Origin of the sequence: Roseococcus suduntuyensis, assembly GCF_014196305.1 — a bacterium.
GTDB lineage: Bacteria > Pseudomonadota > Alphaproteobacteria > Acetobacterales > Acetobacteraceae > Roseococcus > Roseococcus suduntuyensis.
The window spans coordinates 475,314-491,423 of the sequence record NZ_JACIDJ010000001.1; the positions used below are offsets into that span (position 1 = coordinate 475,314).

13 protein-coding genes are annotated in these 16,110 nt (G+C 69.5%); 8 read left to right on the forward strand and 5 right to left on the reverse strand.

Translation table 11 applies throughout. The features are described from left to right. Positions 1 to 72 precede the first annotated feature (72 nt). The 3 genes from GGQ83_RS02215 to GGQ83_RS02225 all read left to right on the forward strand — a co-directional run bounded on the left by GGQ83_RS02215 (position 73) and on the right by GGQ83_RS02225 (position 2,955). Positions 73 to 1,104 (forward strand): NADP-dependent oxidoreductase, encoded by a 1,032-nt coding sequence (locus tag GGQ83_RS02215; protein WP_184381964.1) that lies wholly within the window; start codon positions 73 to 75, stop codon positions 1,102 to 1,104. Positions 1,105 to 1,134: 30 nt separating this feature from the next. Beyond that, positions 1,135 to 1,809 carry a type 1 glutamine amidotransferase domain-containing protein gene (locus tag GGQ83_RS02220; RefSeq protein ID WP_184381965.1) on the forward strand — a complete coding sequence of 225 codons (675 nt, stop codon included), beginning with the start codon at positions 1,135 to 1,137 and terminating at the stop codon, positions 1,807 to 1,809. A gap of 258 nt (positions 1,810 to 2,067) precedes the next feature. Continuing rightward, entirely contained in the window at positions 2,068 to 2,955 is an 888-nt protein-coding gene (locus GGQ83_RS02225) for an oleate hydratase (protein WP_311726984.1), read from the forward strand. Between the two features lie 222 nt (positions 2,956 to 3,177). On the opposite strand, the gene GGQ83_RS02230 is transcribed toward GGQ83_RS02225, so the two are convergent. After that, entirely contained in the window at positions 3,178 to 3,408 is a 231-nt protein-coding gene (locus GGQ83_RS02230) for a hypothetical protein (protein ID WP_184381966.1), read from the reverse strand. A gap of 246 nt (positions 3,409 to 3,654) precedes the next feature. Between GGQ83_RS02230 and rsgA the strand changes: the two genes are divergently transcribed. From rsgA to GGQ83_RS02255, 5 genes are all read left to right on the forward strand, one after another. Then, entirely contained in the window at positions 3,655 to 4,740 is a 1,086-nt protein-coding gene (rsgA, locus tag GGQ83_RS02235) for a ribosome small subunit-dependent GTPase A (protein WP_207017865.1), read from the forward strand. 273 nt (positions 4,741 to 5,013) lie between these two features. Beyond that, entirely contained in the window at positions 5,014 to 6,990 is a 1,977-nt protein-coding gene (locus tag GGQ83_RS02240; RefSeq protein ID WP_184381967.1) for a BCCT family transporter, read from the forward strand. Positions 6,991 to 6,996: 6 nt separating this feature from the next. Then, on the forward strand, positions 6,997 to 8,241 hold the full coding sequence (locus GGQ83_RS02245; RefSeq protein ID WP_184381968.1) for an MFS transporter: 1,245 nt from the start codon (positions 6,997 to 6,999) through the stop codon (positions 8,239 to 8,241). Between the two features lie 352 nt (positions 8,242 to 8,593). Beyond that, positions 8,594 to 10,168: a PAS domain-containing sensor histidine kinase gene (locus tag GGQ83_RS02250; RefSeq protein WP_184381969.1), complete on the forward strand. Its 1,575-nt coding sequence runs from the start codon at positions 8,594 to 8,596 to the stop codon at positions 10,166 to 10,168. Between the two features lie 52 nt (positions 10,169 to 10,220). Further along, the gene (locus tag GGQ83_RS02255; RefSeq protein WP_184381970.1) at positions 10,221 to 12,860 is read left to right on the forward strand and encodes an HAD-IC family P-type ATPase; all 2,640 of its coding nucleotides are present in this window, start codon (positions 10,221 to 10,223) and stop codon (positions 12,858 to 12,860) included. A gap of 10 nt (positions 12,861 to 12,870) precedes the next feature. Here the strand turns inward: GGQ83_RS02255 and GGQ83_RS02260 are convergent, their stop codons facing one another. The 4 genes from GGQ83_RS02260 to GGQ83_RS02275 form a co-directional block, all read right to left on the reverse strand. Then, positions 12,871 to 13,161, reverse strand: coding sequence for a hypothetical protein (locus GGQ83_RS02260; protein ID WP_184381971.1), 291 nt, complete (start codon positions 13,159 to 13,161; stop codon positions 12,871 to 12,873). A gap of 34 nt (positions 13,162 to 13,195) precedes the next feature. Then, positions 13,196 to 13,744 (reverse strand): phosphonate degradation HD-domain oxygenase, encoded by a 549-nt coding sequence (locus tag GGQ83_RS02265; RefSeq protein ID WP_184381972.1) that lies wholly within the window; start codon positions 13,742 to 13,744, stop codon positions 13,196 to 13,198. An 84-nt stretch (positions 13,745 to 13,828) separates the two neighbouring features. After that, positions 13,829 to 14,875, reverse strand: coding sequence for an ArsO family NAD(P)H-dependent flavin-containing monooxygenase (locus GGQ83_RS02270; RefSeq protein WP_184381973.1), 1,047 nt, complete (start codon positions 14,873 to 14,875; stop codon positions 13,829 to 13,831). Next, positions 14,872 to 16,098, reverse strand: a complete 1,227-nt coding sequence (locus GGQ83_RS02275) for a pyridoxal phosphate-dependent decarboxylase family protein (protein ID WP_184381974.1) — start codon at positions 16,096 to 16,098, stop codon at positions 14,872 to 14,874. Before GGQ83_RS02275 ends, GGQ83_RS02270 begins: the two co-directional genes overlap by 4 nt. Between the last annotated feature and the right edge of the window lie 12 nt (positions 16,099 to 16,110).

Here is a 16,110-nt window from a genome sequence, read left to right on the forward strand (position 1 = left end):
CGCGGGCCTCATAGTCGGCCACTCGGCGGGTGCCCATGCCTGATCCTTCACGCTTACGAGAGGACTAACCCGATGGCGCAATCGAAAACACAAAACCGAAAGTTCGTTTTGGCGGAGCGCCCCAAGGGTCAGCCAGACGACAACACCCTTCGGCTTCAAACAGAGGAGATACCGGCACCCGGCAAGGGCCAGATGCTGCTGCGCAACGAGTATCTCTCGCTGGACCCCTACATGCGGGGCCGGATGAGCGATGCACCGTCCTATGCTGCCCCTGTCGAGATCGGCGCGGTTATGGTCGGCGGAACCATCGCGCAAGTCGTGTCATCCGACGTGGCGGGCTTTGGCTTAGGCGACTGGGTGCAGGCGTTCGGCGGTTGGCAGGACTATGCGCTGTCCGACGGCGCCGGCGTGATCAATATGGGCACCTCGCCTGAAAATCCGTCCTGGGCCTTGGGTGTGCTGGGGATGCCGGGCCTGACCGGCTGGGCGGGCCTGACTCAGATCGGCCAGCCAAAAAAAGGCGAAACGCTGGTCGTCGCCGGAGCCAGCGGTCCGGTCGGCGCCACGGTGGGTCAAATTGGCAAGATCCTCGGGCTTCATGTCGTTGGGATAGCGGGTGGAGCGAGGAAATGCGCCCATGTGGTTGAAGCTCTGGGGTTCGATGTCTGCGTGGATCACAAGGCAGCGGGGTTCCCAAGCGCGCTGAAAGCGGCGGTTCCCGAGGGGATCGACATCTATTTCGAGAATGTCGGCGGCGCGGTTTTCGATGCGGTGCTTCCGCTGCTGAATCCGAAAGCCCGCATCCCGGTTTGCGGCCTAATCTCGCAATACAACGCCACCGCGCTGCCAGACGGCCCGGACCGGATGAACCTGCTGCTTGGGATGATCCTTCGCAAGCGGATGACGATGCGCGGCTTCATCGTCTTCGATGACTTCGGCCACCTTTACCCCGAATTTGCCCGGCAGATGGGCGAGTGGGTGAGGGACGGAAAAGTCCAATACCGCGAGGAAATGATCGACGGCCTGGAGCGCGCCCCGGCGGCCTTCGCCGGATTGTTGCGAGGCGAGGCGTTCGGCAAGCGCGTCGTCAAGCTGGCCGTCTGAAACACCGACAAATCGAAAGGCTTAACGCCCATGAACATTCTGATGGTTCTCACATCACACGATAAACTCGGCGATACGGGCAAGAAGACGGGCTTCTGGCTCGAGGAGTTCGCCGCGCCGTACTACGTGTTCAAGGACGCAGGCGCGCAGGTGACGCTTGCCTCGCCCAAGGGCGGCCAGCCGCCGTTGGACCCCAGCAGCGACGCCGACGATGCGCAGACCGAGGCGACAAAACGCTTCAAGGGCGACAAGGCGGCCCAAAGCGAACTCGCACACACGGCCGTTCTTTCCACGGTGTCGGCGGATGGGTTCGATGCGACTTTCTATCCCGGCGGCCACGGCCCACTGTGGGATCTTTCCGAGGATGCCAACAGCATCAAGCTGATCGAAACCTTCGCCGCCACCAACCGCCCGATCGGGGCGGTCTGCCACGCCCCGGCCGTGTTCAAGCACCCCAAGGGTGCCAACGGCGAACCCCTGGTCTCGGGCAAAACAGTGACCGGATTTACCAATACCGAGGAGGAGGGAGTCGGCTTGACGAAGGTGGTCCCCTTCTTGGTCGAAGATATGCTGAAAGCCAACGGCGGCGCTTACAAAAAGGGCTCCGACTGGGCGTCTTTCGTGGTGACAGATGGCAAGCTGGTCACCGGCCAGAATCCGGCCTCGTCCGAAGAGGCTGCGCGCAAATTGCTGGGCCTGCTTTGATGTGCACGGTCGCGGCCGCCACTGTGCGGCCGCGTTCACCCCAGATTTTTAATCCGCCAGCGAATTGCTGAGGGTCAGCTCTCAACCCAGAGCGAGTTCAAGCGTTCTCGATAGCGAGACACCTTCCTGCATTAAATTGGCGGAATCCACACCCGAAGCGCAAGCCCACGCCGAACCAGCGGTGGCATCGCGTCGACGCTCACGCCGGCCCCATCCTGCACAGCTTCTGCCGCTGCACCCCGACGCAAAGGAAACCCCGTGCGATACACCAGCGGCAACTACGAAGCCTTCGTCCGCCCGCGCAAGCCCGCTGGCGTTGAGAACAAGACGGCCTGGTTTGTCGGATCGGGCCTGGCGGCACTGGCGGGTGCGGCGTTCCTCATCCGCGACGGGCAGATGCCGGGCAACCGGATCACCATCCTGGAGCAGCAACAGCTACCAGGCGGCGCGCTGGACGGCATCAAGGAGCCGGACAAGGGCTTCATCATCCGCGGCGGCCGCGAGATGGAGGAGCACTTCGAATGCCTGTGGGACCTCTACCGTTCGATCCCGTCGCTCGAGGTCGAGGGGGCCAGTGTGCTTGATGAGTTCTATTGGCTCGACAAGGACGATCCGAACTCCTCTTTGCAGCGCGCGACGGTAAATTGCGGTCAGAATGCGCATACCGACGGTCTGTTCACGCTGAGCGAGCAGGCGCAGAAGGAGATCATCAAGTTCTTCCTCGCCACCCGCCAGGACATGGAAAACAAGCGGATTACCGAGGTATTCGGGGAAGAATTTCTGAGCAGCAATTTCTGGCTCTATTGGCGCACGATGTTTGCCTTTCAGGATTGGCACTCGGCGTTGGAGATGAAACTATACCTGCACCGTTTCATCCGCCAGTTTCGCTCTGGTTCGCACCGCTACCCTGCTTTTCGCTCTGGCTCGCCGAGCCCCGCGGGACACCATCTAAGCCGCGCGAAATCCTGCGAGGGCCGTTTGCATCTGGTACCCCCCCGTCCGCCAGCGCCGGGAGCGTGGCTGCACGCCGCAGCTTTCTGCTCTGACGCACACAGCCCGCTTCCATATTCAGATCGCGTTCAGCGCAACCGGGATTTCGTTCTGAATTCGCAGCAGCGTGAGGTGCGGCATATCGGGGAGGGCTAGGCTAGCCGGAAGGTGAATGCCGTCCGGTGCCGGGTGCGCTGAAGGCCGCGATGGACGTTCATCCCTTCCTCTATCGTATTCAGCGGCCACCCGTTCGACTGAGCCCAGTTGGAAAATGTGCCTTTATTCAGGCTGCAGCCAACCGATGCGGGAGTGCACCTGTCGGTTCACCCCTCGCTCCTGATATTGAGCGAGGGGCGATGCCAGGCGACATGGAGATTGCTACTTCTGCCCTTCGGCTTCACCTGGACTGGGCTGGTCACCCGTCGTCGGGCCGTCGGACTGGCTGCTCTTGTCGCTTTTCGCTGCACGCTTCTCCACCCTCGCCATGGCCTTGGCCTCTTTGGCGCGCTCTCGGTCCTTGCGTTCCATGCTGTAGTTGGGCTTTCTCATGATTGGTCCTTTTTGACACAGTAAGCGATCAAATTTGCGCGTCGCGGCGCGCGTGCGCACGCGGCCCGTTGGGGCGGCGCCAAGGCACACAGAATGTCGCTCTGGCGCCGGGCATAGCGCCGCCGGTCATGCTGCTCCGGCAGCCGACGGGGCTATGGTCCGTCGGAACGACGCCTGACAAGTCATGAAGGCGCGCCATGCCAGGCGCAATACACCATTGATCACCCGCCTTGCGCCAATTGCCTTCCCGGCCGCAGTCGAAGGGGGCAGCTTGCTGCCCGATCGGTGCTAAGGTGCCGACCACATGTGAGAGTGCCGCTTTTGATCGAACAGTATGGCTGGTCCGAAGCACTGCGGCGGGCATTCGAGCCGCATGCGCGCGCCGGCTACGTCCCCGGGCGCATCGTCGTTCAGCAGCGCGAAGCGAACCTGGTCGCCACGGATGCCGGCAACCTGAGCGCCAGCCTCTCGGGACGCCTGCGCCACGAGGCTCGGGAGGCGGGCCATCCGGCCGCCGGCGATTGGGTGGCCGTTTCTGCAAACACCGGCGAAGGCAAAGCCACCATCCATGCCGTCCTGCCTCGCCGCACGGCCTTCGTGCGTCGGGCGGCCGACAGCGTGCAGACACTGCAGGTCATCGCCGCCAACATCGACGTCGTCTTCGTCGTCACCTCGATGAACGCCGACCTCAATCCACGACGGCTTGAGCGCTTCCTCGCAGCTGCCTGGCAAAGCGGTGCGCGGCCGGTGGTGGTGCTGACCAAGGCCGACCTGTGCGAGCACCCCGAGGGCCGGGCCGCCGAGATCGCCACGCTGGCGGCGGGCTGCCCGGTCCTCATCGTTTCGGCACGGCAGGACGTTGGTGTGGGCGGCTTGATGGGTCACATCTCGCCGGGCGAGACCTGTGTGCTGATCGGCTCCTCGGGCGTGGGCAAATCCACCCTGGTGAATGCCCTGCTGGGTGAGGAGCGGATGGCAACCCAAGAGATCCGCGCGGCCGATTCCCGTGGGCGTCACACGACCAGCCATCGGCAACTCGTCCTGCTGCCTGGTGGAGGGCTGATCCTAGACACGCCCGGCATACGCGAGGTGGGCCTTGTCGACGCCGATGTAGGTCTCAGCACGGTCTTCGACGACATCGAGCGCCTGGCCCGGAATTGCCGGTTCAGCGACTGCACGCACGGCACCGAGCCCGGCTGTGCGGTGCGCGATGCAATGGATGGAGGCTTGCTCGACGCCGACCGCTGGGCGCATTTCCAGAAACTGAGCCAGGAACTGGCGGCGGCGGAGTTGAGCAAAGCGGGTACGGCGCAGGAAGTCGGACGTCGTCGCCTGGCTGCGCAGCAGAGGACGTATCGCTCGACGAAGAGGGATCTGCGGAACCTCAGTTGATGAGATCCGTCGAAGATGGATGCGGGCAGGAGGGGTACCGGCTCACGGCGTTCCTCGCCGCCTCCTCCTCCGCCTTGGCGGTGTACCCGGACCTACTCCCCAAGTGCCCAGGCTGGAGACCGCCTGTCCCGAGGCGCACCTCCTCCGCCACCACTCCCTGAGCTGATCTGGACTTCCCTCCACCGCTGATCTGCCCGGCCAAACCCAACCACGTATGGCAACCTCTGGTCGCCAGAACGGTTGGACATGACGAAACTTGAGCCAGGCCGAAAGATGGATGACACCACCCCCACCACGAGAAACACCACGGCCGACACCCCCAAACCCCGCCTCACCATCAGCTGGCCGGTCTTCGGCGCCTCGGGCCTCGTGCTGCTGGCGCTGGTCGCCTTCGCCGGCCTCATGCCGGACCGGGCGGCGGCCACCTTCACCACCGCGCAATCCTGGGTGATCGAGCGTTTCGGCTGGTTCTACGTGCTGGCGGTGGGCATCTTCCTGGTCTTCGCCATCGTCATCGCGCTGGGGCGGCACGGCGCCGTGCGGCTCGGCGCGGATGACGAGAAGCCGGAATTCGGCACCGGCTCCTGGTTCGCCATGTTGTTCAGCGCGGGCATGGGCATCGGCCTCATGTTCTTCGGCGTGGCTGAGCCCGTCATGCACTACGCGGCCCCACCGCCCGGCACCGCGGGCGCGCCGCAAAGCGTGGCCGCGGCGCGCGAGGCGATGATCGCCACCTTCTTCCACTGGGGCCTGCACGCCTGGGCCGTCTATGCGGTGGTGGGCCTGGTGCTGGCCTATTTCAGCTTCCGCCGCGGCCTGCCGCTGAGCATCCGTTCCGCCCTCTACCCCTTCATCGGCGAGCATTACCGCGGGGCGGCGGGGCATGCGGTGGACGCCTTCGCGGTCATCGCCACCATCCTGGGCGTCGCCACCTCGCTCGGCCTCGGTGCCGCGCAGATGAATGCGGGCCTCGCCTACCTCCTCGGCCTGCGAGTGGGCGAGGATGTGCAGGTCATGCTGATCGCGGGCGTCGTCGCCATCGCGCTGGGCTCGGTCCTGCTGGGGCTGGATGGCGGCATCCGGCGGCTGTCCATCCTGAACCTGGTGCTGGCCGGCGCCCTGCTGGTCTTTGTCTTCGTGTCGGGGCCGACGCTGTTCCTGCTGCAGGCCTATGTGCAGAACACCGGCGCCTACCTGGCCGACATCGTGGGCCGCACCTTCCGCCTGCACGCCTATGAACCCTCGGGCTGGCTGGGCGGCTGGACGCTGCTCTACTGGGGCTGGTGGATCGCGTGGTCGCCCTTCGTGGGCATGTTCATCGCGCGCGTCAGCCGTGGCCGCACCATCCGGGAATTCATCCTGGGCGTGCTGCTGGCGCCGGCCGGCTTCACCTTCGCCTGGATGACGGTGTTCGGAAACACGGCCATCCAGATGGACATGGCGCAGGGCGGCTGGCTGGCCGCGGCCGTCGCGCGGGACGAGACCGCCGCCCTGTTCCAGTTCCTGGAAGCCCTGCCGCTCTCGGCCATCACCGCCTGGGTGGCCACCCTGCTGGTCGTGACCTTCTTCGTGACCTCGGCCGACAGCGCGGCGCTGGTGGTGGACACCATCGCCTCCGGCGGCGCGGAGGAGAGCCCGGTCTGGCAGCGCATCTTCTGGTGCATCGCCATCGGCGCCGTGGCGGCGGTGCTGCTGATCGCGGGCGGGCTCTCCGCGCTGCAGACGGCCACATTGATCGGCGCGCTGCCCTTCGCCGTGATCATCCTTCTGGCCTGCTGGGGGCTGGCGCGCTCCCTGCGCGAGGAGGCCGATGCCCGGGCCGGCACCCTGCCCGCCCGCGCCCCCGCCGCGGAGGGCTGGCAAAGGCGGCTGGGCGCCACCCTGCACCGCCCCGGCCGGGGCACGGCCGAACGGCACCTCGACGCCTCAGTGCGGCCCGCCTTGCAGGCCGTGGCGGAGGAGCTGGCACGGCGCGGCGGCGCCGCCACGGTGGTGGACCCCGCGGATGGCATGGCGCTGGAGGCGGAACTGCCCGATGGGCGGCGCTTCACCTATGCGGTGCGCCTGCGCCCGATCAGGGAGGCCGCGTTCGCCCTGGGCGGCGCCCGCCAGGCCGAAGCCAGCCGCCACCGCTGGTGGCGCACCGAGGTCGCGGGCGCGGGCTATGACGTGTTCGGCTGGAGCAAGGAGGATGTGATCGGCGACGTGATGGCCCATCTCGACCGCGCCCTGGCGCGCAACGGGCGCTGACGCCTGATGTTCGGCGTGTTGCGCCCGGTGGCGACGCTGCTGGTGGGCGTGGCCCTGCTGCTGACCGGCCATGGGCTGCTCACGCTGCTGCTGCCCCTGCGCGGGGCGGCGGAGGGGTTCGACGCGGTCGCCATCGGCCTGCTGGGTTCGGCCTATTTCGCGGGCTTCGTGGCGGGCTGCCTGCACGGCCCGCATCTGGTGCGCTCGGCCGGGCATATCCGGGCTTTCGCGGCGGTGGTCTGCGGCGTCTCGGCCGTGGCCTTCGCCTATCCGCTGCTGGTGGGCGAGGTCCCGTGGGCGGTGATGCGCTTCGGCTTCGGCTATGGCCTGGCCGTCTTCTACCTGGTGGTCGAATCCTGGCTGAACGACCGCGCGACCAACGCCACGCGCGGCCTGCTGCTCGGCACCTACATCATGATCAACCATGCCGCGATGGCGGGCGGGCAGATGATGCTCTTCGCCTATCCGGTGTCGGGGTTCGAGCTCTTCGCGCTGGCCGGCATCCTGCTCAGCGTCGCCGCCATCCCGGTGGCGCTGACGCGGCTGCCGCAGCCGCCGCCCATCACGGAGGTGCGCTTCCGTCCGGGGCGGCTGTGGCGGGCCTCGCCGGCGGGGCTGGTCGGCAGCCTGATGGTGGGCGTGGCCAATGGGGCCTTCTGGGGGCTGGGGCCCGTCGCCGCCATGGGCTTCGGCCTCGATGCGCGGGGTGCCGCGATCTTCATGACGGTGGCCGTGCTGGCGGGCGCGGTGACACAGGTGCCGGTGGGCCGCCTGTCAGACCGCATGGACCGGCGCCTGGTGCTGGCGGCGCTGCTGGTGCTCGCCATCGCCACCGGGCTCGCGCTGTTCCTGGCGGCGCCGGGCGGGCTGGCGCTGCTGGCCCTCAGCGCCCTGTTCGGGGCGGTGGCGCTGCCCTGCTACTCGCTGGCGGCCGCCCATGCCTACGACCATGCCGACCCGTCGGACTATGTGGGCACGGCCTCCTCGCTGCTGCTGGTCAACGGGCTCGGCTCCATCCTCGGGCCGGTGCTGGCGGCGCTGCTGCTGCAGGCCGCACCCGGCGGGGGGCTGTTCCTGTTCATGGCCGCGACCCATGCCACGCTGCTGGCCTTCATCCTGTGGCGTCTGCGGCGCCGCGCCGCGCCGGCGCTGCGCGAGAGTTTCGACGTCGCGGCCACCTCTCCCGCCACGATCGGCGCCGTGCTGACCCCGGCCAGCGCCGGGGAAGGCGTGCCGCCGGCCGCGAACTGACCACCTGGCGTCATGTCGTCCAACAGTCGCCGCCGTGTGCCCGACGCGCCACCGAAATAACACCAAAATGCTTTCGGGAACCCGAGCGAGATTTCTTCGGAGGAAAAAAAAGTAACACCCCTGCATCCGCGCACCCTTGGATGTGAAAGAATTCAGCACCATGGCGCAATATCCGAGCGGGGGACTCACCTGCTTCTGGTCTGGACTTTTCTCCGCATAAACTTCATCTGGCCCGAACCTGCCCGGTATGGGAAGCTCCTGGCCGCGCGGTGTTCGAAAGTCCCGTTTCATGATGCGTGCCTCAACGGCCCCCTCCCCGACCAACTCCTCGCCGGGTGGTGATGCCGCTGCGGTGTCCAGCTTCGACCAGGCCCTGGCACCGCACATGGCACGCATCCTCGACGCCATCGGGCAGCCGCTCTTCGCCACGGACCGCGAAGGCTGGCTCACCGCCTACAACCCGGCCGCGGCGGAGGTCTGGGGCTGTTCGCCGCCCCTGCACGCCACGCGCTGGTGCGGCAGCGATGCCGTCTTCGCCGCCGATGGCCAGCTCCTCGCCCCCGCGCAATACCCCGTGGCCCGCGCCCTGGCCGAGGGCCGGCCGATCCGTGGCCTGGACATCGTCGCGCGCCGGCAGGATGGCGCGCGTGTGCCCCTTTCCGCCCATGCCAGCCCCTTCCATGACGCGGCGGGCAGCCTGCTGGGCGCGGTGGTGCTGCTGCTCGACACCTCCGCCCAGCGCCAGGCCGAGGCCCGCGCCCGCGTCGCCGCCGTGGCCAAGACACGCTTCCTCTCCGCCATGAGCCATGAGCTGCGCACACCCATCCACGGCATCATGGGCCTGACCGATCTTCTGGCCGCGGTGGCCGCGGAGGAGATGCCCCTCGGCGCCGAGGAACTGGGCTGGATCGAGGACATCCGCACCGCCGCCCAGCAACTGCTGGGCCTGGTGGATGACGCGATCGGCTTCGCCCAGGCCTCCGTCGCCGCCGCGCGCCCCCAGCCCCCCCGCCGCACCGCCCTGCTGGGCAAGACCGTCTCCGACGTGGCCAGCACGGTGCAGCCCGCCTTCGTCCGGCGCGGCGTGTGCCTGACCCTCCAGGGCGCCCCCGGCGCGGCGCCGGCCGCCCTCGACCCCGCCGCCGCGCGCCAGGCGCTGCTGGGCGTGCTGCGCGAGGTGCTGCGCCACATGCCCGATGGCGGCCAGGTGACGCTGGAATGGGGCGTGGCGGCGGAGGAAGGCATCGCCTTCATCCATGTCGCCTGCCCCGGCCTGACCCTGCCGCCCGACCTGCTGGCCGAGCTGGACAACCCCTTCGCCGGCGCCGACCGCGATAGCTATGCCCGCGGGCTGGAAGGCGTGGGGCTTTCCGTCGCCGCCGCCGGGGAATTGCTGCGCGGCCATGGCGGGCAGCTCGTCATCCAGCGCGGGCATGAGGGCACGCCGCCGGGCCTGCGCCTCACCATGCCCATGGCGCGCGAGGCCGCGCCGCCGCCACCCAACACGTCCGTCGCGCCCGCGCCCCTGCCCCCGGTGCTCGCCCAGGCCAGCTTCCCGCTGGAGCAGGTGGTGGCCGCCACGCAGGACATCATCCTGGTGACCGCGGCCGACCTCGACACCCCCGGCCCCACCATCGTCTATGTGAACCCCGCCTTCACCGAACTGACCGGCTATCCGGCGGAGGAGGTGCTGGGCCGCTCGCCCCGCCTGCTGCAAGGCCCCGGCACCGACCACGACGTGCTGCGCCGCGTGACCGAGGACCTGCACGCGGGCCGCGTCGCCAGCGCCACGGTGCTGAACTACACGCGGGATGGCGCGCCCTATTGGGTGGAGATGCGGATCGTGCCGCTGCGCGACCGCCGCGGCGCCATCTCCCACTTCGCGGCCATCGAGCGGGTGGTGTCGCAGGCCGCCCTGCCGGCCTAGGGCCTTGACCTGACGCAACGGCGAACACGCCCTGCCGGGCTAAGGGATTGCCATGCCGGATGAAAACGCCACGCCTCCCCATGCCCTGACGCCAGATGCGGCCCTGCGCACCCTGGCCACCACGCGCCAGGGCCTGGCCGCGCAGGAGGCGGCCGAGCGACTCTCGCGCCACGGCCCCAACACCTTGCCCGAGGCGCCGGGGCGCGGCCCGCTGCTGCGCTTCGCCCTGCAATTCCATGACGCGCTGATCTACGTGCTGCTCGGCGCGGCCGCGCTGACCCTGGTGCTGGGCCATCTGCTGGACGCGTCGGTGATCCTGGGCGTGGTGCTGATCAACGCCACCATCGGCTTCGTGCAGGAGGGCAAGGCCGCCCGGGCGCTGGACGCCATCCGCCGCATGATCGACCCCACGGCCCTGGTGCTGCGCGACGGCGCGCGCCAGCGCGTGCCGGCGGCGGAGATCGTCCCCGGCGACCTCGTGCTGCTGGAGGCCGGGGACCGCGTGCCGGCCGACCTGCGCCTGCTGCGCGCGAAGAGCCTGCGCCTGGACGAGGCCGCGCTGACCGGCGAATCCGTGCCGGTGGACAAGGATGTGGCGCCGCTCGCCCCCGACACGCCGCTGGCCGAGCGCAACTGCATGGCCTGGTCCGGCACGCTGGTCGCGGCCGGCGCGGGCATGGGCGTCGCGGTGGCCACCGGATCGGGCACGGAGCTCGGCCGCATCAGTGCCATGCTGGGCCAGGTGGACGTGCTGCAGACGCCGCTGCTGCGGCAGATGTCGCGCTTCGCCCGGCAGGTGACGGCGGCCATCCTGGTGCTGTCGGCGGCGCTGCTGGCCTTCGCCATGCTGGTGCGCGCGCAGACGCTGGACGAGAGCTTCATGGCCGTGGTGGGCATGGCCGTCGCGGCCATCCCCGAGGGCCTGCCGGCCATGCTGACCATCACGCTGGCGCTGGGCGTGCGGCGGATGGCGGCGCGCCACGCCATCATCCGCCAATTGCCGGCGGTGGAGACGCTGGGGGCCGTCGCCGTCATCTGCACCGACAAGACCGGCACGCTGACGCGCAACGAGATGGTGGCGACCAGCCTGCTCACGCCGCGCGGCGAATACACGGCCGCCGGCACCGGCTACGCCCCGACGGGCGAGGTCACGCAGGGCAACGCCTCCGTGCTGGCCGCCGACCACCACGACCTGCTGGAACTGGTCCGCGCCGGCCTGCTCTGCAACGACGCGGAGTTGCGCCAGGTGGACGGCGCCTGGCGCGTGGAGGGCGACCCGATGGAGGGCGCGCTGGTGGCACTCGCCCATCGCGCCGGGCTGGACCCGGAGCCGGAGCGCGCCGTCCGCCCGCGCCTGGACGAGATCCCCTTCGACAGCGCCCACCGCTTCATGGCGACGCTGCATAAGGGCAGCGTGGTCTACCTGAAGGGCGCGCCCGAACGCGTGCTGGACCTCTGCGCGCCGGACGGCACCGACTGGCACGCCCGCGCCGAGGCCCTGGCCACGCGGGGCCAGCGCGTGCTGGCCTTCGCCGCCCTGCCCGCGCCTGCGGGCAGTCTGCCGGGACCCGACGCGCTGCCCGGCGGCGCGCGCCTGCTGGGGCTGGTGGGCTTCATAGACCCCCCGCGCCCCGAGGCGCTGGAGGCGGTGCGCGACGCCCGCGCCGCCGGCATCCGCGTGGTGATGATCACGGGCGACCATGCGGCGACGGCGCGCGAGATCGCCCGGCAACTGGGCCTCGCCGAGGACCCCGTGGCCATGACCGGCCGGGAGCTGGACGCGCTGGACGAACCCGCCCTGCGGGAGGCCGCAAGCCGCGTCACCGTCTTCGCCCGCACCACGCCCGAGCATAAATTGCGCCTCGTCACCGCGCTCCAGGCCGCGGGGCTGACCGTGGCCATGACCGGCGATGGCGTGAACGACGCGCCGGCGCTGAAGCGTGCCGATGTCGGCATCGCCATGGGTGCGAAGGGCACCGAGGCCGCCAAGCAGGCCGCCGACATGGTGCTGGCCGATGACAACTTCGCCTCGATCGTGGCGGCGGTGCGCGAGGGGCGCACGGTCTATGACAACATCCGCAAGGTGATCCGCTGGACGCTGCCCACCAATGGCGGCCAGGCCATGACCATCCTCGCCGCCATCGCGGTGGGGATGACGCTGCCCATCACGCCCGTGCAGATCCTGTGGGTGAACATGGTCTGCGCCGTCGCACTCGGCACGCCACTGGCCTTCGAGCCGACCGAGCCCGGCACCATGCGCCGCCCGCCCCGCCCGCGCAGCGAACCTTTACTGACGGGCGAGCTGGTGTGGCGCATCGCCTTCACCGCGCTGCTGATGGCCGGCGGGGCCTTCGGCATCTTTTTCTGGGCCAGGGCGCAGGGGCTGCCGCTGGAGGTGGCGCGGACCATGGTGGTGAACGGCATCGTCGTGATGCAGATCGCCTACCTGTTCAGCGTCCGCTACGTGCATGGCACCTCGCTGACCTGGGTGGGGGTGGTGGGCACGCCCGCCGTGCTGGCGGGATTGGCCGCGGCCATCACCGCGCAGCTGGCGCTGACCTATTTGCCGCCCTTCCAGCTGCTGTTCGAGACGGCGCCGCTGGGCTGGCGCGAGGGCGCCATCGTGCTGGGGATGGGTGTCGTCCTGCTGCTGGTGGTGGAGGCGGAGAAGCGGCTGCGGCCGGGGCGGTGAACCTTGCGCCTCAATAACGCGGGCGAGACGGATTGATCTGCCGCTCCAACAGGATTTGCGGCGGCGGCATGTAGGACGGCCAGGGGCTTTGCGGGCGGAGTTCCTGGCTGGGGCAGCTCGGGCGGAGCGTGCCGCAATCCCAGCGATACCCATCCGGCAGCCCGGTCAGGCTGCCGCCGCGTTCGAAGCGGCACTCGCACATGCGCCCGGCCTGGCAGGAGACGGTGCCAAGCCGCGCCGCGTCACAGACGGGCTGGGCGACGGCCGGGGTGGCGAGAAGCAGCAGGAGAAGGGCGCGCATCCACCCAGCATGCGCGCGCAAAGCTGAAGAAAAATTACCCGCGCAGGCAGCGCCGCACCGCCGGCATGAAGTGGGCCACGGGCGGCGTTTCCAGCCCCTTCACCTTCGCCTGCTCGTCATAGCGGCGCAGTTGAACCGCCTCGGCGCATTGCGGCAGGGCCTCGAATGCCGCGACCTCCTCGGCCGACATGGGGCCGCCCTGCAATTCCAGGCTGCGGACGCTGTCGGGGGCGAGCTTGGCGAAGTAATCCGCCTCCTTGGCGCAGAGATAGCGCTTGGCGGCCACGTGCAGCCGCACGGGTTCCGTCACCTCCGGGCCGAAATGCGCGGCGAGGAAGGCCTGCCCCACCTCCTCATGCCGGTCGTCGATGCCGCGTTCGGCGGGGTTCTCGCCCAGATGGTGCACCATGTGGCCGATGTCGTGCAGCAGGGCGGCGACGACCAGCGCCTCGGGGTGGCCCTCGCGCTCGGCCAGCCAGGCGGCCTGCAAGGCGTGCTGCTGCTGGTTCACGCCGCTGAGGCCATAGGCGCCATTGGCCTTGTGTTCGAGCAGGCGCTGGATGTCGCTGGCGATGTCGGTCATGGCTGGCCTTTCACGAAAATTCCTCCGGATGTCTAGGCACCCCGCGTGACGCGGCGATGACAGCCACATGCCCGGCGGATGACATCACCCCGCGATACCGCGCGCCACCGCCCGCGCGGCGCGCGTGACACCGGCCAGCGTGGCGGACGCCATCCCCGTCCAGTCGCCATAGCCCAGCAGCCAGAGGCGCGCCTCGCGCAGGCTGCGGCCATCTTCGTCCACACGGACCAGCCCATCGGCCTCGACCACGCCCAGCGGCGCCAGGTGCGACAGCGCGGGGCGGAAGCCGGTGCACCAGAGGATGGCGTCGGCCGGGATGCGCGCGCCATCGGCCCAGATGGCGGAATGCGCGTCCAGCCGCGCGAAGGGCGGGCGCGAGACCAGCACGCCGCGCGCCCGCGCCTCGCGCACCGGCGGCACGGCCACGATGTTGCCCAGGCCGCCCAACTGCTGCGGCGGTGGCTTGCCCTCGCGCTCAGCCTGCCAGCGGGCGGTGGCGCGTTCGAACAGCACGCGGCCGTCCACGTCGTCGGGCAGGAAGACCGGTTCGCGTTCCGTCACCCAGGTGCATCGGGCGGCGTGGCGCGAGACTTCCGCCAGGATCTGCGCGCCGGAATTGCCGCCGCCCACCACCAGCACGGATTGGCCCGCGAAGGTGTCCGGCCGGCGATATTGCGCGGAGTGCATCTGCACGCCCCGGAACAGCGCGCGGCCCGGCACGTCCGGGATGTGGGGCGCGGCCCAGGTGCCGGTGGCGCTGATGACGTGGCGGGCCTCGGCGGTGATGCCATCGGCCTCCACCACCAGCGCATCCGTGCCCGCGCGCACGGCCGTCACGCGGCGCGGGCGGCGCACGGGCAGGCTGTAGCGCGCCTCATAGGCCGCCAGATATTCCACCACCGCGTCGCGCGGCGGATAGCCGCCATCCGCCGGCGCGGGCATGGGCCAGCCGGGCAGCGAGGAATGCGCGGCGGGCGAGAACAGCGTCAGTGAATCCCAGGCGCGCGGCCAGGCGCCACCGGGGGTTTCGCCCTCGTCCCAGATCTCGAAGGAAAGCGCGGTGCGGCGGAGGAAATACCCCGCCGCCAGCCCCGCCTGCCCGCCCCCGATGACGAGGACATCCAGCCTCAATAGGCGCGCCCCGCGGCCATCTCCGGCGCCGCCCCCTCCCGCGCCTCGGCCACGGCGGCGCGCAGGTCGGTGAGGTATTCCTCCGCCACCTCGGCGTGCAGCGGGTTGATGTGCAGATGGATGCCATCCGGCTCCGCCTGGCGCGACACCAGCCAGCCGCGCTGATCCATGGCCGTGGCGACGCGGCCGATGGGCAGCGCCTTGTCCGTGCTGCGATAGACGATGATGGCGTGGTTCCCCGGCAGCACCTCCAGCCCCGGGATCGCGGCCACGCCGGCCGCGATGGTGGCGCGGGCCGCCATGATGCGCCGCGCGCAGTCGAGGTAGCCAGCCTCGCCCAGATGCATCATCACCGCCCAGGCGGCCGCCACGGCGCCGCCCGGCCTGGTGCCCTGCGCGGTGTAGGCGGCGTAGGTGCCGCGCGCCCAGGCGCTGCTTTCGAAGCGGTGGTGCTGCTTCAGCGCCGCATCGCGCACCAGCAGCAGCGAAGCCCCCTTGGGCGCCATGCCGTGCTTGTGGATGTCGGCGCTGATGGAAGTCACGCCGGGCACCGCGAAATCCCATGCCGGCACATCGGCGCCCAGCTTCGACAGGAAGGGGTTGAGGAAGCCGCCCACGCAGGCATCCACATGCAGCCAGAGATCATGCTGTTGCGCGAGTTGGCCCAGCGCCTCGATGCGATCAATCCCGCCGAAGGGGTAGTTGGGTGCGGAACCGACCAGCGCGATGGTGTCGTAGTCCACCGCCGCCGCCATCGCCATCACGTCGCTGCGGCGTTCGCGGTCCACCGCCACGCGGCGCACCTCGATGCCGAGATACCAGGCGGCGCGGTCGAAGGTGAGGTGCGCCGTGTCCGGGATCACGATGTTGGGGTTGGCTTTCCCCGCGCGTTCCCGCGCCGCCAGCAGTGCGAGAAAAATGCTCTCGCTGCCGCCGGAGGTGAAGCTGCCGGCCGCGCCCTCGGGCGCGTGCATGAGGGAGAGGGCCATCTCCGTGACCTCGCCCTCCAGCTTCGCCAGGGAGGGAAACGCCCGCTGGCCGAGGTTGTTCTCGGTCCAGAAGGTCATGTAGGCCTCCTGCTGGAGACGCTCCAAGGCCTCATCCAAATAGTAGAAGAACACCGCCATGCGGCCGCGCTTCCAGGAATAGTCGCGGGCCTTGGCGTCCAGCAGGGCCTGCTTGAGTTCGGGCCAGTCCTGGCCTTGGGGGGGCAGTGCGCGCATGGCTTTCCTCCG

Bases quoted from the DNA above. Each gene is read 5' to 3' on its own strand.
- GGQ83_RS02215 (WP_184381964.1), top strand. From the start codon at position 73: ATGGCGCAATCGAAAACACAAAACCGAAAGTTCGTTTTGGCGGAGCGC.
- GGQ83_RS02220 (WP_184381965.1), top strand. From the start codon at position 1,135: ATGAACATTCTGATGGTTCTCACATCACACGATAAACTCGGCGATACG.
- GGQ83_RS02240 (WP_184381967.1), top strand. From the start codon at position 5,014: ATGGATGACACCACCCCCACCACGAGAAACACCACGGCCGACACCCCC.
- GGQ83_RS02245 (WP_184381968.1), top strand. From the start codon at position 6,997: ATGTTCGGCGTGTTGCGCCCGGTGGCGACGCTGCTGGTGGGCGTGGCC.
- GGQ83_RS02255 (WP_184381970.1), top strand. From the start codon at position 10,221: ATGCCGGATGAAAACGCCACGCCTCCCCATGCCCTGACGCCAGATGCG.
- GGQ83_RS02260 (WP_184381971.1), bottom strand. From the start codon at position 13,161: ATGCGCGCCCTTCTCCTGCTGCTTCTCGCCACCCCGGCCGTCGCCCAG.
- GGQ83_RS02265 (WP_184381972.1), bottom strand. From the start codon at position 13,744: ATGACCGACATCGCCAGCGACATCCAGCGCCTGCTCGAACACAAGGCC.
- GGQ83_RS02275 (WP_184381974.1), bottom strand. From the start codon at position 16,098: ATGCGCGCACTGCCCCCCCAAGGCCAGGACTGGCCCGAACTCAAGCAG.